We start from the raw sequence: 22,865 nt of genomic DNA on the forward strand, positions 1-22,865 counted from the left end.
CAGTCCCGGTGCTTCTTCATAGCTTGTAACCAAATAGTTATTTGTTGCAAGAGAAACCAGCCGGGAGCGTGTGGAGGCGCTCCCCAAGGGAGGAGGAAAAACAGATGACGTTTCGTGTGAGCAGGCGCAATTTCGTTGCGGGAGGGGCCACGCTTCTTTCGCTGTCCGCACTGGGGCCAGGGGCTTTTGCCGCCGATGCCCGGCTGCGGCTCTTGTGGTGGGGCTCGCAACCGCGCGCCGACCGCACCAACAAGGTTTCGGATCTCTACAAGGCCAAGAATTCAGGCACGTCGATAACAGGCGAGTTCCTGGGTTGGAGCGATTACTGGCCGCGCCTGGCGACCCAGGTCGCCGGCCGCAATGCGCCCGACGTGATCCAGATGGATTACCGCTATATCGTCGAATATGCGCGGCGCGGCGCGCTTGCCCCGCTTGAATCCTACATGCCGTCGAAGCTCAATCTCGACGATTTCGATCCGGCGCAGATCGAGGGTGGCAAGGTCGACGGCCATCTCTATGGCGTCAGCCTCGGCGCCAATTCGGCGGCAACCGTCGTCAACACGATGGCGCTGCAGGAGGCCGGCGTCGAGATGCCGACCAACAAGACGACCTGGGAAGAACTCGGCAGGATGGGCGCCGAGATCACCAAGGCCGGCAAGCGCAAGGGCTTCTTCGGCTTTGCCGACGGCAGCGGCGCGGAGCCGCTGTTCGAAAACTACGTGCGCCAGCGCGGCAAGGCGCTCTACACGGCGGATTCGAAGATCGCCTTCGGCGCCGACGATGCATCCGAATGGTTTGACATGTGGGCCAAGTTCCGCGAGGCGCAAGCCTGCGTGCCGCCCGATGTGCAGGCGCTCTACAAGGACACGATCGACACCGCGCCGCTGACGCTCGGCAAGGCCGCGATCGACTATGCGCACAGCAACCAGTTCGTCGGCTTCCAGGCCGTGGTCAAGGACAAGCTGACGCTCAACAACTACCCGCTGATCAAGGCGGACTCGAAGGGCGGCCATTACCGCAAGCCGTCGATGTTCTTCTCGGTCTCGGCGCAGTCCAAGGCGCTCGAACAGGCGGTCGACTACGTCAACTTCTTCGTCAAGGATCCTGAAGCCGCCAAGGTGCTCGATGTCGAGCGCGGCATCCCGGAATCCAAGGCGATGCGTGATGTCGTGGCCGGCATGCTCGACGATGTCGGCAAGATCCCGCTGAACTATGTGGCCAATCTCGGCGATCTCGCCGGGCCGTTGCCGCCACCGCCTCCTTCAGGCGCCGGCGAAGGCCAGACCGTTCTGCGCCAGCTTGCCGAGCAGGTCGCCTTCGGCCAGGTCACGCCAGCCGATGCCGGCAAACAGCTTGTCGACGAGATCACGCGCCTTCTCGCGCGGGGTTGACCGACATGAGCAATGCGATGCGCGCGACGGCTGACCGGGCCGCGACGGCGGAGCAGTATCAGGGAGTGGTCGCCGACAGCCGTTGGCGACGCCTCCTTGCCGCCAACGGACCTGGATATCTCTTTCTTCTTCCATGGCTGCTCGGCTTCCTGGGACTGACGCTCGGGCCGGCGCTGGTGTCGCTCTACCTGTCGTTCACGGATTTCGACATGATCCGCTCGCCCGAATGGGTGGGGGCCGCGAACTATGTGCGCATCACTACCGCGGACCCGAAGTTCGCGGCGGCGATGAAGGTGACGCTGACCTATGTGGTGCTGTCGGTGCCGTTCAAGCTGATCTTCGCGCTTCTGGTGGCGATGGCGCTCAACAAGGGGGTGCGGGGGCTGACTTTCTACCGCGCCGTCTTCTATCTCCCATCGCTGCTTGGCGGCAGCGTGGCGATCGCCGTGCTCTGGCGGCAGCTCTTTGCCGGTGACGGCCTGGTCAACGCCGCGCTATCGCATATCGGCATCCAGGGCCCGAGCTGGATTTCGCATCCGAGCTACTCGATCTATACGCTTGTGGCGCTCAGCGTCTGGCAGTTCGGCTCGCCGATGATCATCTTCCTCGCCGGTCTCCGCCAGATTCCGACCGACATGTACGAGGCGGCGAGCCTCGACGGGGCCTCGAAGTTCCGGCAGTTCTACAAGATCACCCTGCCGCTGCTGACACCCGTCATCTTCTTCAATGCCGTGGTGCAGACGATCGACGCCTTCAAGGCGTTCACGCCTGCCTTCATCATCTCCGGCGGGTCGGGCGGGCCGATCAATTCGACGCTGTTCTACACGCTCTATCTCTATCAGGAGGCGTTCGGGAACTTCCGCATGGGCTACGCTTCGGCTCTTGCATGGATCCTGGTGCTGATCATCGCCGTGTTCACCGCCTTCTCGTTCCTGTCCTCACGCTACTGGGTGCATTACGATGACTAACGGGATCACATCCGCGGTCGCCGCGCCGCCATCCGACATCACCAAGCGCAGCCTGCCGGCCTCGATCGTCGTTCACACGCTGCTGATCTTAGCCTCGCTGCTGATGCTCTATCCGCTCTTGTGGATGGTGTCGGCCTCGGTGCGGCCGGAGAACGAGATCTTCTCGTCGACCTCGCTCATCCCGTCGTCGATCGACTTCACATCCTATGTGCGCGGCTGGAGCGGGCTCGACATCACCTTCGGGCGCTTCTTCTGGAATTCGCTGGTGATTTCGCTTCTGACGGTGACCGGCAATGTGGTCGCCTGTTCGCTGGCGGCCTATGCCTTCGCGCGGCTGCGCTTTGCCGGGCGAAATTTCTGGTTCGCGATCATGCTCGGCACGCTGATGATCCCCTATCACGTGACGCTGATCCCGCAATATGTGCTGTTTCTCAACCTCGGCTGGGTCAACACCATCCTGCCGCTGGTCGTGCCGAAGTTTCTCGCCAGCGATGCCTTCTTCATCTTCCTGATGGTGCAGTTCTTCCGCGGCATCCCGCGCGAGCTCGATGAGGCGGCGATGATGGACGGCTGCAGCGCCTGGCGGATCTACTGGAAGATCATGCTGCCGCTCTCGCTGCCGGTGCTGGCGACGGCGGCGATCTTCTCCTTCATCTGGACCTGGGACGATTTCTTCGGGCCGCTGATCTACCTCAACGACATGGACACCTACACGATCCAGCTCGGCCTGCGCACCTTCGTCGATTCGAGCAGTACATCGGACTGGGGCGGGCTGTTCGCCATGTCGACGCTGACGCTGGTGCCTGTGTTCTTCTTCTTCCTGTTTTTCCAGCGGCTGTTGATCGACGGCATCGCCACGACGGGCATGAAGCGTTGAGACCGGCCGCGATGTACATGCCAAAGAGACCTACCCCATGAGCATAAAGAGAGTTGCGATCATCGGCTGCGGCATCGGCCGCTCGCATATCGTCGAAGGCTACCTGCCGCATCCCGACAAGTTCGAGGTGGCCATTCTCTGCGACCTCAACGAAGCACGCCTTGCCGAAGTGGCCGACGAATTCGGCATTGCCGGACGCACCACCTCGTTTGCCGAGGTTCTGGCCGACGAGAGCATCGACATCGTCGACATCTGCACGCCGCCCAGCATCCATCTCGAGCAGGTGGTGGCAGCCCTTCAGGCGGGCAAGCATGTTATCTGCGAGAAGCCGCTCACCGGATCGCTATCCGGCGTCGACGAGATCATGCGCGTCGAGAAGACCGCCAAGGGCGTGTTGATGCCGATCTTCCAGTATCGCTACGGCGACGGCGTGGAGAAGGCGAAGCGGATCATCGAGGCGGGGATCGCGGGCAAGCCCTATATGGGTTCGGTCGAGACCTTCTGGCTGCGCACGCCTGCCTATTACGCCATTCCGTGGCGCGGCAAATGGGCAACCGAGCTCGGCGGCGTGCTGGTGACGCATGCGCTGCACCTGCACGACATGCTGCTGCACCTGATGGGGCCGGCTAAGCGCGTGTTCGGCCGCGTCGCGACCCGCGTCAACGACATCGAGGTCGAGGATTGCGCCTCGGCGAGCCTGCAAATGGAAAACGGCGCCTTCGTCTCGCTGTCCTGCACGCTCGGCTCGCAGCAGGAGATCAGCCGGCTGAGGCTGCATTTCGAGAACGTCACCTTCGAGAGCAACCACGAGGCCTATTCGCCGGGCAAGGACCCATGGACGATCCTTGCCGCCAATGACGAGGTGCAGCGCCGGATCGACGCCGTGATCGGCGACTGGCAGCCGGTGGCGCCGCGCTTCACCACGCAGATGGCGCATTTCCACGCCCATCTCGAAGGCAACGGCCCGCTGCCCGTCAGCACCCAAGATGCGCGGCGGGCGCTGGAACTGGTGACCGCCATCTATCAATCGTCGGACAGCGGCCAGGACATCGCCCTGCCCGTTGGACCCGACAGCCCGAAATACGCCGACTGGCGCGCAAGAACCCGGTAACGGACAGACAAGAACGAGATAAGGAAAACCAAGAGATGGCAACAAGCGTCGTTCTTCAGAAGGTCGAGAAACGCTATGGCGCGCTTGACGTCATCCACGGCATCGATCTCGCGATCGATCCAGGCGAATTCGTCGTCTTCGTCGGCCCGTCCGGCTGCGGCAAGTCCACGCTGCTCAGGATGATCGCCGGGCTGGAGGAAATCTCCGGCGGCGCCCTGATGCTCGACAACGAGCGGATGAACGAGGTGGCGCCGGCCAAGCGTGGGATTGCCATGGTGTTCCAGTCCTACGCGCTTTATCCGCATATGTCCGTCTACAAGAACCTCGCCTTCGGGCTGGAGACAGCCGGCTACAAGAAGGCCGACATCGAGCCGAAGGTGCAGCGCGCCGCTCAAATCCTGCAGATCGAGAAGCTGTTGCAGCGCAAGCCGAAGGCCCTTTCGGGCGGACAGCGGCAGCGCGTCGCGATCGGTCGCGCCATCGTGCGCGAGCCGCGCATCTTCCTGTTCGACGAGCCGCTCTCCAACCTCGACGCCGAACTGCGCGTCCAGATGCGCGTCGAGATTTCGCGGCTGCACCGCAGCCTGGGGAATACGATGATCTACGTCACCCACGACCAGGTGGAAGCCATGACCATGGCCGACAAGATCGTGGTGCTGAACTCCGGCCGCATCGAGCAGGTGGGCGCGCCGCTCGACCTCTACAACAACCCCGCCAACCGCTTCGTGGCCGGCTTCATCGGCAGCCCGAAGATGAACTTCCTGCAGGGCAAGATCGAAAGCGTCGGCGGCAACGAGACGACAATCAACGTCTGCGGAAACAGCGTGCGGCTGCCGCGCCCCGTCTCGGCGCAGGCAGGAGAAAGCGTGACCTTCGGCATCCGTCCGGAGCATCTGTCACTGATCGACAAGGGCGGCATCGCACTCTCGTCCGTCAACATCGACCTTCTGGAAAACCTCGGCGGCGCGACGATGCTCTACACGACGACGCCCGACAAGCAGCAGCTGACGATCGCGCTCGACGGGCAACAGAAGGTGGAACGCGGCGCCAACGTCACCGCCTATTTCGACCCGGCGCGCTGTCATGTCTTCGACGGCGCGGGCTCGACGATCTAGCCCGGCCATTTACCCCGCTTGACAGCACGGCCCGCTCTGGCTGCCATCACCACTGGACACAAGTTCACTTCCTGGGCCATTGACTTCATCTGGACAAAGCGTGCCAAGATGGACAATGACATGCCAGCTGGCATCTCATATGGTCGCGAGAGAAAGGTACTGGAAGAAGACAATCCATGAGGAATGCAGATCAAATCGCCGAAATTGTTCGGAACGTGTTTGGCCTATCGGCCTACACTCTTTTCAGCGCGATTAGTCCTCACGGTCCTTCGCTTTCGCTACAGGAGAAACAGCGGGCTTTCTTTGACGTGATACGACAATTGCTAAGCACCGGAGAGATCAAGTTTATTGCTCCGGAAGCTGATTGTTATGTATCGCCAGCAAACCCGCATCCGAAATTGACAATACAAGACAACGAAGCGCATTGGCACGCAAGCCCAGAGGAGATTGTAGCCTCGCTTTCCGCTCAGTGGCCTGTCCATGTGCATGATGAAAATGACCCTGATTTAACAGTCTATTTTTACAGTATCCCTGCTATCATCTGGGTAGGTGATGACGGGTCGCTAGTCTCGTCATAGGATAGGCCGCGAGGGGGACAGCGTGACGCCTGAAGACCGTATACATGCGCTTGGCATATGGAATGGTCCGATCGATATCTCGGCGATCACGGGAGGCATCACCAACCGCAACTATCTGGTCCGCGACGGCGCGCTGAAGCGGGTCGTACGGCTGGGCGACAATATCCCCGTTCATCACATCAGCCGATCGAACGAACTGGCGGCGAGCAAGGCGGCGCATGCGGCAGGGCTCTCGCCTGCTGTGATCCACCACGCGCCGGGCGTGCTGGTGCTCGACTATATCGAGTCAAAAGCGCTGACGCCCGAGGATCTGCGCGACGCCGGGACGCTGGAGCGCGTGATCCCGCTGGTGCGCGCCTGCCACCACGATATCGCACGCGAATTTCGCGGCACCGCCACGATCTTCTGGGTGTTTCACGTGGTGCGCGACTATATCGCAACGCTCGATGCAGCCGGCAGCACTTATAGCCCGCTATTTTCCGATCTTCTAGTCAAGGCGGAGCGGCTGGAGCAGGCAGCTGGGCCTTTCGAGATCGCCTTCGGCCATAACGACATGCTGGCCGCCAATTTTCTCGACGACGGCAAACGGCTCTGGCTGATCGACTGGGATTATGCCGGCTTCAATACGCCGCTCTTCGATCTCGGCGGGCTCGCCTCCAACAACGAGTTTTCCGAGAATGCGGAGCGGACAATGCTGGAGGCCTATTACCAGGCGCCGCTGACGCCGGATCTCTGGCGACGCTACCAGGCGATGAAATGCGCCTCTCTCTTGCGCGAGATGCTGTGGAGCATGGTGTCGGAAATCCATTCGACCATCGACTTCGACTACGCCGCCTACACCGCCGAAAACCGTGCCCGCTTCGAGCGCGCCTATGCCGAACAGGATCAATGACATGACGAAGGAATTGCCCAGGACCGCCAAGGTTGTCGTCATCGGCGGTGGCATCATCGGCTGCTCGACGGCCTATCACCTCGGCAAGCTCGGCTTGACCGATACCGTGCTCTTGGAACGCAAGAAGCTGACCTCGGGCACGACCTTCCATGCCGCCGGCCTCGTCGGCCAGCTCAGGACCAGCGCCAATATCACCCAGCTGCTGGGCTATTCCGTCGATCTCTACAAGCGGCTGGAGGCCGAGACCGGGCTCGGCACCGGCTGGAAGATGAATGGCGGCCTGCGGCTTGCCTGCAACGAGGAACGCTGGACCGAGGTGAAGCGGCAGGCGACCACGGCGCAATCCTTCGGGCTCGACATGCAGCTTCTAACGCCGCAGGAAGCCTTCGAGCTCTGGCCGCTGATGACAATCGACGACCTGATCGGCGCCGCTTATCTCCCAACCGACGGCCAGGCCAATCCCTCCGACATCACGCAGGCGCTCGCCAAGGGCGCGCGCATGGCGGGCGTCTCGATCTTCGAGGATACCGAGGTGATCGATCTCGAGATCGACAAGGGCCGCATCCGCGCCGTCATCACCGAGCACGGCCGCATCGAATGCGAGCGCGTCGTCGTCTGCGCCGGGCAATGGACGCGGAATTTCGCGGCGCGTTTCGGCGTCAACGTGCCGCTGGTCTCGGTCGAGCACCAGTACATCATCACCGAATCCTTCGGCGTGCCTTCCAACCTGCCGACGCTGCGCGATCCCGACCGGCTGACCTATTACAAGGAAGAGGTGGGCGGCATCGTGATGGGCGGCTACGAGCCGAACCCGATCCCCTGGGCGACGTCGGGCATTCCCAATGGCTTCCACTACACGCTGCTCGACAGCAATTTCGACCATTTCGAGCAGATCATGGAGCAGGCGCTCGGCCGCGTGCCCGCGCTCGAAAATGTCGGCGTCAAGCAGCTGTTGAACGGGCCGGAGAGCTTTACGCCTGATGGTAACTTCATTCTCGGCGAAGCGCCGGAGCTCAAGAACTTCTTCGTCGGCGCCGGCTTCAACGCCTTCGGCATCGCATCGGCCGGCGGCGCTGGGATGGCGCTGGCGGAGTGGGTCTCCAAGGGCGAGCCGCCTTACGATCTCTGGCCGGTCGATATCCGCCGCTTCGGCCGCCCTCATTTCGACACCGACTGGGTGCGCACCCGCACGCTGGAAGCCTATGGCAAGCACTACACGCTGGCTTTCCCTTTCGAGGAATATTCAAGCGGCCGGCCCTGCCGCAAATCGCCGCTCTACGACCGGCTAAAGGCGCAAGGCGCATGCTTCGGCGAGAAGCTCGGCTGGGAGCGACCGAACTGGTTCGCCGATCTCTTCGCCAACGAGGAGCCGAAGGACGTCTACAGCTACGAGCGGCAGAACTGGTTCGAGGCGGTGGGCCGCGAGCACAGGGCGGTGCGCGAGGCGGCGGTGATCTTCGACCAGACCTCGTTTGCCAAATTCACGCTGAAGGGCCGCGACGCAGAGAGGGCCCTTTCCTGGATCGCCGCCAACGACGTCGCCAAGCCGGTGGGCTCGCTCGTCTACACGCAGATGCTGAACGACAAGGGCGGCATCGAGTGCGATCTCACCTGCGCCCGCATCGCCGAGGACGAGTATTACATCGTAACCGGCACGGGCTTCGCGACCCACGACTTCGACTGGATAGCCCGCAATATTCCCGACGATCTGCATGCCGAACTGGTCGATGTGACCTCGGCCTATTCCGTGCTGGCGCTGATGGGGCCGAATGCGCGCGCGGTGCTGGAGAAGGTCACAGGCAGCGACATCTCCAACGCCGCCTTCCCGTTTGGCCGTGTCAAGACGATCGGCATCGCCGGCTGCCCGGTGCGCGCGCTGCGCATCACCTATGTCGGCGAACTCGGCTATGAGTTGCATGTGCCGATCGAATACGCCACGACCGTCTACGACGCGCTGATGGCGGCGGGTGCGCCGCTGCATCTCGTCAATGCCGGCTACCGGGCGATCGAAAGCTGCCGACTGGAGAAGGGCTATCGCGCCTGGGGCTCGGATATCGGGCCGGATCATACGCCAATCGAAGCCGGGCTCGGCTGGGCGGTGAAGACCAAGAAGACCACCCCGTTTCGCGGCCGCGAGGCGATCGAGCGGCAGCTGGCCGAGGGCGTCAAGAAAATGCTCGCCTGCTTCGTGCCTGACGATCCCGACGTGGTACTGCTCGGCCGCGAGACGATCTACCGCGATGGGAAGCGCGTCGGCTGGCTCTCCTCGGGTGGCTTCGGCTACACAGTGGGCAAGGCGATCGGCTACGGCTATGTGCGCAACGCCGAGGGCGTGAGCGAGGAATTCGTGTTGTCGGGCCGGTATGAGCTCGACGTCGCACGGGTGCGGGTGCCGTGCAAGGTGTCGCTGACGCCGCTCTACGATCCCGAGATGGCACGGGTGAAGGCTTAGAGCCCCCACCCGCTCAATCAGAACAGTGGCAGCTTGTTGTCCTGGATCAGGATGTCGAGCTTGTTGGCCACATCCTCGGTCCAGGCGAGGTTTTCAGTGAGCGCGGCCGGAAACAGCCCGGGGAGCGTGAACAGCGCGGCGGCCACGGCGCCGCCGTTGCGGGGGATGTCGGCCAGCAGCGCGGCGATCTCGGCGGCGCGGGGGTCGCGGAGTTCGTAGGCCTTGCCGTTGCGGTCGATGCCGAGCGCGTAGCGCATCCAGGCGGCGACGGCGATGGCGTAGGTTTCAGCCTTGCTGCCATCGGCCAGCGCTTCCGTGGCCGGCTCCAGCAGGCGCTGCGGCAGCTTCTGGGTGCCGTCCATGGCGATCTGGTAGGTGCGGTGGGCGATCGCCTTGTTTGCAAAGCGGGCTGTCAATTCGTCGGCATAGGCTTCCAGATCGATGCCGGGAACCGGATCGAGCGTGGCGGCAGCGGCGTTCATGTGGCGGCGCGCGAGGGCGGCTAAGCCGGTATCGTCCATCACGTCGCGGATGAATTCATAGCCGCCGATATAACCGAGGTAGGCGAGCAGCGAATGCGCGCCGTTCAGCATGCGCAGCTTCATCTTCTCATAGGCCGAGACATCCTCGACCATCAGCGCGCCGGCCTTTTCCCATTGCGGGCGGCCATTGGCGAAGCGGTCCTCGATGACCCACTGCGTAAAGGGTTCGGTCTCGATCGCGACAAGATCGACGCGGCCGATGAGCGTTTCGGCATCGCGATAGGTGGCCTCGGTGCTGGCGGGCGTGATCCGGTCGACCATGGTCGAGGGGAATGGGACATTGGCCTCGATCCAGGTCTTAAGCTCGGGATCGACACGGCCGGCGAAATCGAGCACAAGGCGCTTCAATACAGCGCCGTTGCTTGGAAGGTTGTCGCAGCTGAGAGGGGTGAATGGTGCTACGCCCTTGGCGCGGCGGCGGGCGAGGCCCTCGACGAGATAGCCGATGACGCCGCGGGGCGCGTGGCGGTTTTGAAGGTCTGCTGCGATATCCGCATGCTTGAGATCGAGACCGCCGGTGGCGGCATCGAAGCCGTAGGCCTTTTCCGTCACCGTCAGGCTGACGATGCGGATGACGGGGTCTTCGAGCCGCGCCAGCAACTCATCAGGATCGCGGGTCGCGACATGGGCTTTCAGGATCGGGCCCATGACATGGGCGACAGTGCCTTCGGTGTCGCGCACCAGCATGGTGTAGAGGCCGTTCTGCTCGTTCAGATGATCGGCGACATCGGCGGTGCGCAGGCTTGCCACCTCGATCCCCCAATCGCCGCCGCCAAGCGCCAGCGCCGCATCCGTATAGGGCGCGAAGTGGGCGCGGAAGAAGGCGCCGGGGCCGAGATGCAGGATGCCCGGCTTCAGCACATCGCGGTTGAAGGCGGGAAGCTTGGCTGTATGTGCGAGGCCGGTGAGGCGCGTCAGTCGTTCGGTCACAGCTTGTAGGCCTTCTTGGCGTTGCCGTAGGAGAGATCGGCGGCGGCGATTGCCGCATCCTGGCGCGATATCCGGTGCTCGGCCGCCAGCGTCGCGAGGAAGCCGCAGACTTCGCGGCGCCAGACATCATGGCGGGCGGGGATGGAGAGCAGCGCGCGGGTATCGTCGTTGAAACCGGCCATGTTGGCGAAGCCTGCGGTTTCCACCACCTGGTCGAGATAGCGGCGGATACCGGCCGGGCTGTCGTGGAACCACCAGGGCGGCCCAATCATCAGGCACGGCCAGTGGCCGGCCATCGGCGCCAGTTCGCGGGCGTAGGTGGTTTCATCCAGCGTGAAGAGCAGGACACGCAGGCCCGGCGCATGGCCGTATTTCGCGAGAAGCGCCGAGAGCCCGCCAACCCAGTCGGTCGGTGTCGGGATATCGGCGCCCATGTTCGGTCCGCGCGTCTGGAAGAGTTCGCGGTCGGTGTTGCGGCGCGATCCGGCGTGGATCTGCATGACCATGCCGTCTTCCGCCGAAAGCCCGGCCATCTCGGTCAGCATCTGGCCACGGAAGAGTTCGGCCTCGCCTTCTTCGAGCGTACCCTTGTGCGCCCGGTCGAGCAGCCGCTGCTTGTCGGAATGCGGCAGATCGGCGGTGAAGGCGGTGGGGACACCGTGGTCGGTCGCGGTGGCGCCGAACTGGCGGAAATAGGCGCGGCGCTTGCGGTGGGCGTCGATCAATCCATCCCAGCTCGCGACGTCGCAACCGGTGAGCTCGCCGAGCTTCGCGAGATTTTCGCGGAAGCCGACGGCATCGGGATCGGTGACACTATCGGGGCGATAGGTGGTGCGCACACGGCCGATCCAGCCGTCCTCGGCCATCTTCTGGTGGTGCGGCAGTTGGTCGAGCGCGCCCTCGGTGGTGGCGATCGTCTCGATGCCGAAGCGCTTGTGGAGCGCGCGGGGGCGGAACTCCGGAAGCGCCAGCTGCGCATTGATGTGATCGTAGAGCGCGTCGGCATTCCCTGATGTCAGCGGCTCCTCGCAGCCGAGTACCGCCGACATGGCGTGATCGACCCAGAGGCTGGACGGCGTGCCGCGGAAGAGATGGTAGTGCGCGGCGAAGGTGCGCCAGATGTCGCGGCCGGACGAAACGGGCTTGCCGTCGAGGCGGGGAACGCCGAGATCGTCGAGCTTGACGCCGACGCTGTGCAGCATGCGGAAGAGATAATGATCGGGGATGACGAGCAGCGAGGCAGCGTCCTCGAAGGGCTTGTCCTCGGCGAACCAGGAGGGTTCGGTGTGCCCGTGCGGGCTGACGATCGGGAGCCCGCTGACGCTCTCGTAAAGCTCGCGCGCTATGCTGCGCGTTGCCGGATCGGCCGGAAAGAGCCGGTCCGGATGCAGAAATCCATTGCCGATATCCATCTGTATTCCTCCCTGGTGCCTACCGGCCTAGCGCACAAAAAAAGATGCGGCAAGGGCTTTTAGTAACCAAACGGTTCACTTTGTGAATCGGCGGCAGCACCTCTCGAAACGATTGACCTTGCGGCCTATTTCCGCTTTGGAGAGCGCAATCACATGACCGGTTCATCTGGCTGGTCGCGGCAAGGAGAGCCCGATGTCTGATCAGACCGATCGTATCACCCAACTCGAGGAAACCGTCGCCCACCAGGCAAAGACGATCGAGGAACTGTCCGACCAGCTGATGGAACAGTGGAAGGTGGTCGAGCAGACGCGCGCCAAGCTGGACCGGCTGACCGAGCGCTTCCTTTCGCTCGAGGAACAAGCGCTGGAAGCGCCGGCGATCACAAGGCCGCCGCACTACTGATCGTCCCGGCCTTTCCTCACAGCCTTGCGCTTCGATGTCCCGATCCTTATATAAGGGCTTGTGAGGACGACCTCCGCCGTATGGGCTTAAACTCGGGACGACCCGGCATATTCCCATAGGGGCATTTCATGAGATCCGTCTCCGACCGTATCCGCCACGCCATCAGCTTTGAACTCATTGGTCTTGCCATCATCACGCCGCTCGGCGCGTTTGCCTTCGGCATGCCGATCGCCGATATCGGCGTCGTCGGCGTTGCCAGCGCCACGGTGGCGACGGCGTGGAACTATCTCTACAATCTCGGCTTCGACCATGTGATGCAGCGCCTGACGGGCGGCACGAAGAAGAGCCTTGGCGTTCGCATTCTGCATGCCGTGCTGTTCGAGGGCGGCCTGCTGATGGCGCTCCTGCCGCTGATTGCCTGGTATCTCGGCGTCAGCCTACTGCAGGCCTTCATGATGGATGTGTCCTTCGCGCTCTTTTATCTGGTCTATGCCTTCGTCTTCAATCTGGCCTATGACCGCATCTTCCCGCTGCCGGACTGGCAGGCGAAGGCGCCGGATGCCGTGCGCGGCTGATCCGCGCCAAATGGCGTGGTTTGCGATCGCCGCTTTCGGGTCTATATAGCGCCAGAACATTGTTACTCAGCGAAAGACGACAGCATGGCCGCGACGATCCGTTACCACGAAGGCGACATTTCCGCCGCCGATGCAGCCCGCTATACCGGCGCGATCGCGATCGATACAGAGACGCTCGGCCTCGTACCGCGCCGCGACCGGCTCTGCGTCGTCCAGCTTTCGCCGGGCGATGGTTCGGCCGACGTGATCCGTATCGCGGCCGGCCAGACGGAGGCGCCAAACCTCGTGGCGCTTCTATCGGACCCAACGCATGAGAAGATCTTCCATTACGGTCGCTTCGATATCGCCGTGCTCTTCAATGCTTTCGGCGTGACGACGACGCCGGTGTTCTGCACCAAGATCGCCTCCCGCCTCTGCCGCACCTATACGGACCGGCACGGGCTGAAGGACAATCTCAAGGAGATGCTCGAGGTCGATATCTCCAAGACCCAGCAATCCTCCGACTGGGGTGCGGAGACGCTGTCGCAGGCACAACTCGAATATGCGGCGTCCGATGTGCTCTATCTGCATGCGCTGCGCGACAAGCTGACCCACCGCCTCATTCGCGACGGGCGGTTCGAGCATGCGACCGCCTGCTTCGCCTTCCTTCCCACCCGCGCCAAGCTCGACCTGCTCGGCTGGGACGAGACGGATATTTTCGCGCACAGCTGAGATTGCTTGCCAGCTTCTCACCACGCAAAGCCCAAGTGTGCCGCCACGCACCGAATGATTAGTGCTTCGTTAACGGTGAATCACTAGGATGCTCATTAACTTCTGAGCATTCCGTGGCGCGATGCAGCGTCCTCCAGGCACGCGAAACCGCCGGAGAATGCAAAACAGCCCGATGAACGCGGCTCTCCTGTAACCTGCTTCAGCGCATTTTACGAAAGAGGAAGCATGCCATGTTGTCTCCGGTTCGTGCAGCGTCAAGCTCAAGCTTTCCCTCGCAGGGCTCCACCTCGGCGCTGAGCGCCAGCGACATCGTGCGCAGCGTCACCGCGGTTGCGCCGGTCAACCAGGTCGAGAGCCCGGACCTGACATCCGGCGCCACCGCCAAGCTCAATATCCTGCTGCTTGCCGTTCGCGCCCGCATGGTCGAGGCGCTGCTCAATGTGCTGACCGCCACCGGAGAGGCGCTTTCGCAGCCGCGCGACGATAACGAGCCGGACCTCGTTTTCGCATCGCGGCTGGCGGATGCGATCCAGAAACTGCCGGCCGCCAAGATCGAAGTGATCGAGCGCCAGTTGGCCGCCCAGGGCCACGCCATCCCGCTGCGGCTGCTTGCCGAAGCGCTGCAGAACCCGGCCGGCCCCGCCGCGACGCGCATCGCCGCCTATCTCGAAACCATCGGCACGAGGGATCGCGATCTCGCGACGCGCGCCGTTCTCAAATCCTACAGCCAGAACGACGGTTCGCCGGCGCGCCCGGAACAGCGTCCGGAGATCAGCCTGCATCGCGATACGGTCACATCAGCACCTCGCGCCGCGACTGCGGCGACCGCGAGCGCTGGAGCCAGGAATGCGCCGACGTCGGCGGCGGCAGCTGGGACCACTGGCCACGAAAGCGACGTGACCGCGCAGGTCGCGGTGACCGACGAGGCACCCACGGCACCCGTCGCCGAACGTGCGGAGCCGAAGGCTGCGATGACCGCCGCAAGCGCCGCGCTTTCGACCGACGAAGCGGCGGAGGCGCCTGTCGCAGCGGAAGTATCCGCTCCCCCGGCCGAAGCCGAAGCAACCGAGGTCGCGGCTGAGCCGACAGCCACGCGCGACACCAAGGCCGATCCGATCATCCCGAAGAACTGGGTCGGCATTCCGGCTTCTCTGTCGAAGGACGAGACGGACATGATCGTGGTCATCATCCGCGATCAGGCGACCGAGACGCTGCTTGAGGCGGTGGACGTCGAGCCGGCGGTCGATATCGACGTTCTGCTCGACGACACGCTGATCGCCGACATACCCGATAATCTGAAGCGCCCCGCCGAGCAGATGCTGATGGCGAACGGGCTGGCAAAGCCCATGATAGCGCAGGCAGCACCCTCGCCGCTGGAGGCCGTGGCGGCACAAGCGGCCGCGCGGCAGCCGACACAGGCGGATACCGACACGCCATCGGCAACGCGACAGATGATCGACGCCACCTACGCGCCGGTCCTGATGAAAGTCATCGAGGGCGTGCCCTATGCGCCGCAGCCCTACGACTTCGCCAAGGACGAGACCGACGATGCCGGTTCGCGCGAGATGAACCGCGAGGACCACAACGGCAATATCGACCAGGACGACGAGAACGAAGACGGCGACGACCAGAATCGTGCTGACGAGGCGGAGACGCTCGAGGAGCAGGTCCCTGCCGAGAATGACAGCGACGACGCCGCATTCATGGCCGCGCAACAATCCGCGATCGCAGCACCCATGCTCGACGAGGCGGGCGGGCCTATCCTGATGCTGCCGGGTCCCGGCCTGCCGATCGCGCCGGCAAGCGACGAGGCCTATGCGCGCTACCGGCGGATGGTCGGCTGGGAATAGCCGACCGAAGCGACTGTTGGACGCCACGAACAATTCCCGAAAACGAAAGAACCCGCCGGATCGCTCCGGCGGGTTCTTTTATTCTTCAAGCCTGACGGCTGGCGATTATTCGCCGCGGTTCTTCAGAGCCGCGCCGAGGATGTCGCCGAGCGAAGCGCCAGAGTCGGACGAACCGAACTGAGCAACGGCTTCCTTCTCTTCAGCGATTTCCAGAGCCTTGATCGAAAGCATGACCTTGCGGTCCTTCTTCGAGAAGTTGGTGACGCGAGCGTCAACCGTCTGGCCAACCGAGAAGCGCTCCGGACGCTGGTCGTCGCGATCGCGAGCGAGGTCAGCGCGGCGGATGAACGAGGTGATGTCTTCGTGGTCTACGAGCTTCACTTCGATGCCACCGTCGTTGACGGCGATGACTTCAGCCGAAACAACAGCGTTCTTGCGCAGGTCGCCGGAAGCGGCAGCTTCGCCGACCGAGTCCTTGCCGAGCTGCTTGATGCCGAGCGAGATGCGCTCCTTTTCGACGTCTACATCGAGAACGACAGCCTTAACGACATCGCCCTTGTTGTATTCTTCGATAACCTGTTCGCCCGGACGGTTCCAGTCGAGGTCAGAGAGGTGCACCATGCCGTCAACATCGCCGTCGAGGCCGATGAACAGGCCGAATTCGGTCTTGTTCTTGACTTCGCCTTCGACTTCAGTGCCGGCCGGATGGTTGCGAGCGAATGCCGCCCACGGATTTTCCAGCGTCTGCTTGAGGCCGAGCGAAATACGACGCTTGGACGGATCGACTTCGAGAACGACGACTTCGACTTCCTGGCTCGTGGACAGGATCTTGCCGGGGTGTACGTTCTTCTTGGTCCAGGACATTTCCGAGATATGGATCAGGCCTTCGATGCCCGGCTCCAGCTCGACGAACGCACCGTAGTCGGTGATGTTCGTGACGGTACCGGAGATCTTCTTGCCTTCCGGATACTTGGCCTGGATGCCATCCCACGGATCTGACTCGAGCTGCTTCATGCCGAGCGAGATGCGGTGGGTTTCCTGGTTGATGCGGATGATCTGAACCTTGACCTGCTGGCCAATGGACAGGATTTCCGACGGATGGTTCACACGGCGCCATGCCATGTCGGTGACGTGCAGCAGGCCGTCGATGCCGCCGAGGTCAACGAACGCACCGTAATCGGTGATGTTCTTGACGACGCCGTCAACAACCTGGCCTTCTTCGAGGTTCTGAACGATTTCAGAACGCTGCTCGGCACGGGATTCTTCCAGAACCGTACGACGCGATACGACGATGTTGCCGCGACGCTTGTCCATCTTGAGGATTTCGAAGGGCTGCGGGTTGTGCATCAGCGGGGTAACGTCGCGGATCGGGCGGATGTCGACCTGCGAACGCGGCAGGAAGGCAATCGCGCCGTCGAGGTCAACCGTGAAGCCGCCCTTGACCTGGTTGAAGATAACGCCTTCAACGCGCTCACCAGCTTCGAACTTGGCTTCGAGCTTGACCCAGCTCTCTTCGCGGCGAGCCTTTTCGCGCGACAGAACAGCTTCGCCGAGAGCGTTTTCGATGCGCTCAACGTAAACTTCGACTTCGTCGCCGACCTTGAGCGTGCCGTCCTTGGCCTTGGCGCCGAATTCCTTGAGCAGAATGCGACCTTCGACCTTGAGGCCAACGTCGACAACGGCGGAGTCCTTCTCGATTGCCGTTACGATACCCTTGGTTACATAGCCTTCAGCCAGATCGTTCTTGGCAAAGGATTCTTCCAGAAGGGCCGCGAAATCTTCGCGAGAGGGAGTAGCTACTGACATGAAATCTCCTGCGTGTCCGAATCTTTTGGACACGTATGCGCCGGTTGGTTCGTGTTGAATGAGCCTGATCCCCGTCCGCCCTCTCATCGAAGGCAATCCGGCGCTTGGACGGAATTTCAGGCTGTCGTTCAAGGCACTCCGGGCAAAGCCTGGCGGAACGCCTCAAATCCTAGTTTCGGTTCAAGGCCGCATCGATGACCGATTTCGCGGCTTGAAACGCGGCTTCTATACTCATTTCCGACGTATCAAGCAAGTGCGCGTCTTCGGCTGGTTTCAAAGGGCTGTCGGCCCGTCCCATGTCGCGTTCGTCGCGTCGCTTGACGTCTTCGAAAATCGCCGCGAAATCGGCAGCGATCCCCTTGGCCTTGATCTCGTCGAAACGGCGCTTTGCGCGCACTTCGGCCGACGCCGTCACATAAAGCTTCACCGGTGCCTGCGGGCAGACCACCGTACCGATGTCGCGCCCATCAAGCACCGTGCCCGGCGTGCGCTGCGAAAACTTGCGCTGCGCCTCGACCAGCGCGCGGCGCACCGACGGCATCACCGCGATCTTCGAGGCGGCTTCGCCGATCTCATGCTTCGACAGGATATCGCGATCGAGGCCGGCGAGTTCAACCTCGCGGGCCATTTTTTCCGCCGTAAGCTCGTCATCAAGCGGCAGGCCGGCGTCGAGCAGCGCCTTGGCGGTGGCGCGGTAGGTCAGGCCGGTGTCGAGATGGTGGAAGCCATAGGTCTCGGCGATGCGGCGCGACAACGTGCCCTTGCCGGCCGCAGCCGGTCCATCGATGGCGATGACAAAATGGTCTGAACTGGTCGGCATGCTCGTCTTTCTATCCCGCCCGATATTCTCAGGGCCATTGCTGTCGGCCGATCTCGCTCGGCTGGTGTCTCAATTCTCTTTGCCGGCTTCTTCGTCCGCTTCTGGCAAGCCGCCATAGCGGCGCACGAGATCCGTCATCTCGTCCTGCCCCGCTGTTTCGCCGAGACCTGCCGCGACCCCTTCGCGGTCGGCGATCGGCCGGTTCTGGCTGACCTTCCACTTGCCCTCGATGGCAGTGATCTCGATCTCGACGCCGACGATGCCCTTCATCTGCGCCCTCACATAAGCCTCCGGCGCATCGCTGACGGCCCAAGGCTTTTCACGCGGTGTCTCGTGCTGCGTGGTCAGCGCGGTGATCTGCGCCAAGAGCCAGTCTGCGTCGTCGATGACACAGGCGGTGCCGCGCACCTGCACGACAGCGTAGTTCCAGGTCGGCACGACCTTGCCGGTCTCGCGCTTGGTCTCGTACCAGGAGGGCGTGACATAGCTGTCGGCACCCTGGAAGACGACAAGCAGCTCGGCGCCATCCGCGAGATCGCGCCACTGCGGATTGGCCTTGGCCAGATGCAGCCGAAGCGTTCCCTTCTCGGACGCCGCCGCATCGAGATGAAAGGGCACGGAATTGGCCATCAGGCCGGAGGCGCCGGTCGTGATCAAAAGGCCGAGCGGATGCGCCCTGATCAGCGCGTGCTGGACGCCAAGATCGTCTTCCCTGAAATGCGGTGGCTGATACATCTCGCCCATCCGTCTTGCTGCCGGAACCTGCCGGCGTCGCGTTGCCCATCGAGTATTCGCGGCTCACTAGCACAAAGCATCGGCCCGGTCATCCGGCGCGGCGCATGGCGCTTGCGGTCGCGGCACGTGAAGTTAGGCTTTGACATGGCGGCCCGCAACGATTATGGGGACCGGCTTATAAATTCCGAACAGAACGCCGGTTTCAACGGCATTTGCCGAACTCAGGTTCGGCCATTCTCACGATCACGAGGCTCAACAGTGGCGAAAGCTGAACTTGGAACCAAGCGTACCGATCCGGAAACCGGCAAGAAATTCTACGACCTGAACCGGAACCCGATCGTTTCTCCTTACACGGGCAAGACCTACCCGCTCTCCTTCTTCGTCGAAAGCTCGGCTGCGGCCGCCGCTGAAGCCGCGCAGGAAGAGGAAGAAGTGGCCGAAGTCGATACCGAAAGCACGGAAGTCGAACTGGTCTCGCTCGAGGACGCAGACGGCGATGCATCCGGCGACGATATCCCCGACATGGGCGACGACGACGTCGAAATCGAAGGCGATGACGACGACGATACCTTCCTCGAAGCCGACGAAGACGACGACGATGACGACATGAGCGACATCATCGGCGTGACCGGCGACGAAGAAGACGTCTGATTTCGAACAAGGATCGGCCCGGGCGAGAAAAATTCACCGGGCCGTTTTTTTAGGCTTGCCATCTGCGAAAACCGCACGTATTAAGCCGCCACTTCCCGAGGACAAGCGCTTCGAGAAGTATCCCAGGCCCGGCACAAACCGGTCCACCCTGATGGGGCTATAGCTCAGCTGGGAGAGCGCTTGCATGGCATGCAAGAGGTCAGCGGTTCGATCCCGCTTAGCTCCACCAAACTTCCCAAGCAGTTTAGCGAATAGAATTACCGGGCCGATCCGATAGCTTATAAGCTGCGGTCAAAGCGCGCGATCATAGGCAGACTGAATTGCACGCATTCAAGAAGCTCCAATAGCCGAGTCTTTACATGCACTTAGCCGAATTTCCGTCAACCCATTGAATAAACTTGACTTTTTCTAAAATCCGTTTATGTTTTGGCTAAATGGATTGGGGTTCGTTCCTGGTCGGCGTTGTGGCCTCGGTTTACCGGGGCCTTTCGCTTTTAAGGGAATACCTTCAAGCCTGATGAGAAACTCTTGCCAGCAGGGCCCTTCCAAAGTTTTTCCCGAATGACATCAAAAGCTCTGTTGGGCTGATCGCCTTTCAATATGCGTAGGCCGATTGGGCGGGCGATGAGATCGGCGATCTGTAAACCGGTGGAATTTGCCTGCTTCGAAGCAAATACAATGTCAAAACATGGCATCTTCGATTCCTCGCGTCCGCCTTGCAGGTAATGATCTCCCGCTACGATTCGGCGGAACTCAAGTTCCAATGCCGCGTCTTCCTTGCCTTGCCCGGCCTTCTCCTTAGGACTACGCGACTCGCAAACGATATGGCACTGCTGTTCGTGATCTCCGTTGTGTTTGATGAAAGCGTGTGTCTTTTCCATGCAAAACAGGAGGCCGAGTTGGTAGGGGTTGTCCGGACGGGCGTATTTTCGTTTCAAGTTTTCCTTCCGGATAACCGACGCAATGACCGTCATCGGCATTTGCTCGATGATCTGCGTCAAGTCCTCCATGAAGCGCGCTCTTAGCCTGTCATACTGCAGGAAATGAAATGGGCCGCGCTTTTTGACGATGTCAGACTCATGCATGACGACAGTATCGTGGCCGAACCATCTGAACTTGAATTCTTGCATCGCAGGTACGGCGATGCGCACGTAATCGGTCTTCTTGAATACGCAGAACGCAAGCGAGAATATGGGATAATTCTCATCAATCGACGTCATGCTGTGATCGCCGCTTTCGTCGACGTATACTATGTATTCGCCAAACTCCAATTCAGCACCTTCGAATCAACGTGAGTGTCTGCTCTACTACTGCACCGATCTGAATGGCAGTCTACACAACCTAGCGCAATTGCCTTCCTCGCCATCTCGGGCGTATGCTCTGCGGACAGTTTTCAAACAGCCCTTTTCACGCCGCGAGGCTCCACGGTCTCCGGCACCATTTCAGCGTTCCGGACCCCACCCATGACACGACAAAGACGACGCCGCATCATTCACACGCGCCGCACCGCAACCGGGCTTGCGCTTGCGGGGGCGATTTCGTTTTTGGCGGGGATGACGGATGCGACGGGGTTGGTTTTGAGCGGTGACTTCGTGTCGTTCATGACCGGGAATACGACGCGGGCGGCGCTTTCGCTTGGGGCTGGGAACTTCGGGCATGCGGCCGTGCTGATTGCGGCGATCATCGTCTTCGTGCTCAGCAACGCGGCCGGGATCGTGCTTGCGCATTTCGCCGAACGGCGAGTTTTCGTGGTGCTCGGCTGCGTCGGGCTGATGCTGGCGGGCGCGTCGCTGATGAGCGAGCCCGGCCTTGTGTTGCCCCGCTTCTACGTGATCGTCGCCTCCATGGGGATGGTGAACGCCGCAGTGGAACATATCGAGGGGTTGCCGATCGGGCTCACCTATGTGACCGGGGCGTTGTCGCGTTTCGGGCGCGGCATCGGCCGCTTTCTGATCGGCGACCGGCGGCTCGACTGGACGATCCAGATCGTACCCTGGCTCGGCATGCTGCTCGGCGCCATAGCGGGTGCCCTTTTGACGCAGGTCGCGGGCGCGTCGGCGCTGTGGGTGGTCGCGGCGTTCGCGATGTTGATCGCGCTGGCCGCGCTTCTCATCCCGAAGCCGCTGCAGCGGCGGTTCAACCAGTCGGCGGCCGCGCGCGCGTCTGCCCAGCGCGCGAAGTGATCGTCGCACCATCGTCAGCGCGAATCAGCTAGACGTCGTTCCAGAACCGAAGCAGGAACGGAGGCCCCGCGTGTTTGTCTTCTCGAAGCTCGTCTGGATTTTCGGCCAGCCCCTGTCGCTGGCTTTCCTGCTTATTCTGGTCGCGCTGATCGCGGGGCTGATCCGCTTTCGCATCATCAGCCTTCTCGCGACCGCCTGCGCCACGCTGGTGCTCTTCCTCACGCTCTACACGACATCAGGCAATTATCTGCTGCAAGGACTGGAGGATCGCTTCGCCAAACCGCAGGATCCGGCTGAGCTCACATGCATGATCGTGCTCGGCGGCGGCTTCGAGAACGAGGTCAATACATCGCGCCACGGGATCGAGATGAATGCCGGCGGCGACCGGTTCATCGAGACGCTGAGATTGGCGCAGAAGTATCCGCAGTCGCGCATTCTCGTCTCGGGCGGCGACGGGTCGATGTCTGGCGTCTACGAGGGCGACGCGGTCATGGCGGAGCGGTTCTTCCCGCTGTTCGGCGTGGCGAAGGAGCGGCTGGTCCAGGAGACGACTTCGCGGACCACGTTCGAGAACGCCGTCAACACAAAGGACCTGCTGGCAAGCCAGGGGCTTTCCAACTGCCTGCTGATCACATCCGGCTATCACATGCCGCGCTCGGTCGGGATCTTCCGCAAGCTCGGCATCGGCGTGACGCCGTGGCCGACGGACTACCGGACAGACGGCCACGAGCGCCTGGGGCTCGACTTCACCCAGCCGAGCCGGAACGCGCAGAACATGGCGACCGCGATCCGCGAATGGTTCGGCCTTGTCGGATATTACTTCGCCGGGCGCACCTCGGAGCTTTATCCGCGCTGAGCCGGGC

General features: G+C 62.1%; 21 protein-coding genes and 1 tRNA gene. 16 read left to right on the forward strand and 6 right to left on the reverse strand.

The window, feature by feature from the left end:
- Positions 1-104 precede the first annotated feature (104 nt).
- From ACIQUB_RS15790 to ACIQUB_RS15825, 8 genes are all read left to right on the forward strand, one after another.
- Complete coding sequence (locus tag ACIQUB_RS15790) at positions 105-1,391, forward strand: ABC transporter substrate-binding protein (RefSeq protein WP_113237449.1); 1,287 nt, start codon at positions 105-107, stop codon at positions 1,389-1,391.
- A gap of 5 nt (positions 1,392-1,396) precedes the next feature.
- Complete coding sequence (locus ACIQUB_RS15795; RefSeq protein WP_026283119.1) at positions 1,397-2,359, forward strand: carbohydrate ABC transporter permease; 963 nt, start codon at positions 1,397-1,399, stop codon at positions 2,357-2,359.
- Positions 2,352-3,236: a carbohydrate ABC transporter permease gene (locus tag ACIQUB_RS15800; protein WP_111563069.1), complete on the forward strand. Its 885-nt coding sequence runs from the start codon at positions 2,352-2,354 to the stop codon at positions 3,234-3,236. The genes ACIQUB_RS15795 and ACIQUB_RS15800 overlap by 8 nt, the downstream gene beginning before the upstream one ends.
- 37 nt (positions 3,237-3,273) lie before the next feature.
- Positions 3,274-4,347, forward strand: coding sequence for a Gfo/Idh/MocA family protein (locus ACIQUB_RS15805; RefSeq protein WP_113237448.1), 1,074 nt, complete (start codon positions 3,274-3,276; stop codon positions 4,345-4,347).
- Positions 4,348-4,382: 35 nt separating this feature from the next.
- A complete protein-coding gene (locus ACIQUB_RS15810; protein ID WP_113237447.1) occupies positions 4,383-5,462 on the forward strand; it encodes a sn-glycerol-3-phosphate ABC transporter ATP-binding protein UgpC in 1,080 nt (359 codons plus the stop codon).
- Between the two features lie 176 nt (positions 5,463-5,638).
- The gene (locus tag ACIQUB_RS15815; protein WP_162737470.1) at positions 5,639-6,040 is read left to right on the forward strand and encodes a hypothetical protein; all 402 of its coding nucleotides are present in this window, start codon (positions 5,639-5,641) and stop codon (positions 6,038-6,040) included.
- A 22-nt stretch (positions 6,041-6,062) separates the two neighbouring features.
- Complete coding sequence (locus tag ACIQUB_RS15820) at positions 6,063-6,932, forward strand: choline kinase family protein (protein WP_113237446.1); 870 nt, start codon at positions 6,063-6,065, stop codon at positions 6,930-6,932.
- Position 6,933: 1 nt separating this feature from the next.
- Positions 6,934-9,384 carry an FAD-dependent oxidoreductase gene (locus ACIQUB_RS15825; protein WP_113237445.1) on the forward strand — a complete coding sequence of 817 codons (2,451 nt, stop codon included), beginning with the start codon at positions 6,934-6,936 and terminating at the stop codon, positions 9,382-9,384.
- 17 nt (positions 9,385-9,401) lie between these two features.
- On the opposite strand, the gene ACIQUB_RS15830 is transcribed toward ACIQUB_RS15825, so the two are convergent.
- Positions 9,402-10,856, reverse strand: a complete 1,455-nt coding sequence (locus tag ACIQUB_RS15830; RefSeq protein WP_113237444.1) for a mannitol dehydrogenase family protein — start codon at positions 10,854-10,856, stop codon at positions 9,402-9,404.
- Positions 10,853-12,268, reverse strand: coding sequence for a glucuronate isomerase (uxaC, locus tag ACIQUB_RS15835; protein WP_113237443.1), 1,416 nt, complete (start codon positions 12,266-12,268; stop codon positions 10,853-10,855). Before uxaC ends, ACIQUB_RS15830 begins: the two co-directional genes overlap by 4 nt.
- A gap of 193 nt (positions 12,269-12,461) precedes the next feature.
- On the opposite strand from uxaC, the gene ACIQUB_RS15840 reads away from it, so the two are divergent.
- The 4 genes from ACIQUB_RS15840 (at position 12,462) to ACIQUB_RS15855 (ending at position 15,807) form a co-directional block, all read left to right on the forward strand.
- Positions 12,462-12,671, forward strand: a complete 210-nt coding sequence (locus tag ACIQUB_RS15840; RefSeq protein ID WP_113237442.1) for a SlyX family protein — start codon at positions 12,462-12,464, stop codon at positions 12,669-12,671.
- Between the two features lie 128 nt (positions 12,672-12,799).
- Positions 12,800-13,246, forward strand: coding sequence for a PACE efflux transporter (locus tag ACIQUB_RS15845; RefSeq protein ID WP_113237441.1), 447 nt, complete (start codon positions 12,800-12,802; stop codon positions 13,244-13,246).
- An 84-nt stretch (positions 13,247-13,330) separates the two neighbouring features.
- Positions 13,331-13,957: a ribonuclease D gene (locus tag ACIQUB_RS15850; protein WP_111563060.1), complete on the forward strand. Its 627-nt coding sequence runs from the start codon at positions 13,331-13,333 to the stop codon at positions 13,955-13,957.
- A gap of 230 nt (positions 13,958-14,187) precedes the next feature.
- Positions 14,188-15,807, forward strand: coding sequence for a hypothetical protein (locus ACIQUB_RS15855; protein WP_113237440.1), 1,620 nt, complete (start codon positions 14,188-14,190; stop codon positions 15,805-15,807).
- A gap of 105 nt (positions 15,808-15,912) precedes the next feature.
- Here the strand turns inward: ACIQUB_RS15855 and rpsA are convergent, their stop codons facing one another.
- From rpsA to ACIQUB_RS15870, 3 genes are all read right to left on the reverse strand, one after another.
- On the reverse strand, positions 15,913-17,613 hold the full coding sequence (gene rpsA / locus ACIQUB_RS15860; RefSeq protein ID WP_018899132.1) for a 30S ribosomal protein S1: 1,701 nt from the start codon (positions 17,611-17,613) through the stop codon (positions 15,913-15,915).
- Between the two features lie 169 nt (positions 17,614-17,782).
- On the reverse strand, positions 17,783-18,433 hold the full coding sequence (cmk, locus tag ACIQUB_RS15865) for a (d)CMP kinase (RefSeq protein ID WP_113237439.1): 651 nt from the start codon (positions 18,431-18,433) through the stop codon (positions 17,783-17,785).
- A 69-nt stretch (positions 18,434-18,502) separates the two neighbouring features.
- Positions 18,503-19,168: an FMN-binding negative transcriptional regulator gene (locus tag ACIQUB_RS15870; protein WP_113237470.1), complete on the reverse strand. Its 666-nt coding sequence runs from the start codon at positions 19,166-19,168 to the stop codon at positions 18,503-18,505.
- Positions 19,169-19,426: 258 nt separating this feature from the next.
- Here ACIQUB_RS15870 and ACIQUB_RS15875 point away from each other — a divergent pair, with 258 nt between their 5' ends.
- Together ACIQUB_RS15875 and ACIQUB_RS15880 are read left to right on the forward strand one after the other, a co-directional pair.
- Positions 19,427-19,819, forward strand: a complete 393-nt coding sequence (locus ACIQUB_RS15875) for a TIGR02300 family protein (protein ID WP_018899129.1) — start codon at positions 19,427-19,429, stop codon at positions 19,817-19,819.
- 153 nt (positions 19,820-19,972) lie between these two features.
- Positions 19,973-20,048 (forward strand) — tRNA-Ala (locus ACIQUB_RS15880).
- Between the two features lie 265 nt (positions 20,049-20,313).
- Here the strand turns inward: ACIQUB_RS15880 and ACIQUB_RS15885 are convergent.
- Entirely contained in the window at positions 20,314-21,090 is a 777-nt protein-coding gene (locus tag ACIQUB_RS15885; protein WP_113237438.1) for a DUF3800 domain-containing protein, read from the reverse strand.
- 192 nt (positions 21,091-21,282) lie between these two features.
- Between ACIQUB_RS15885 and ACIQUB_RS15890 the strand changes: the two genes are divergently transcribed.
- Positions 21,283-22,002 (forward strand): YoaK family protein, encoded by a 720-nt coding sequence (locus tag ACIQUB_RS15890; protein ID WP_113237437.1) that lies wholly within the window; start codon positions 21,283-21,285, stop codon positions 22,000-22,002.
- A 70-nt stretch (positions 22,003-22,072) separates the two neighbouring features.
- Positions 22,073-22,858: a YdcF family protein gene (locus tag ACIQUB_RS15895; protein ID WP_113237436.1), complete on the forward strand. Its 786-nt coding sequence runs from the start codon at positions 22,073-22,075 to the stop codon at positions 22,856-22,858.
- The last annotated feature ends 7 nt before the right edge of the window (positions 22,859-22,865 follow it).

It is taken from the genome of Rhizobium sp. NPDC090275, assembly GCF_044772225.1.
In the GTDB taxonomy this organism is placed as follows: Bacteria; Pseudomonadota; Alphaproteobacteria; order Rhizobiales; family Rhizobiaceae; genus Rhizobium.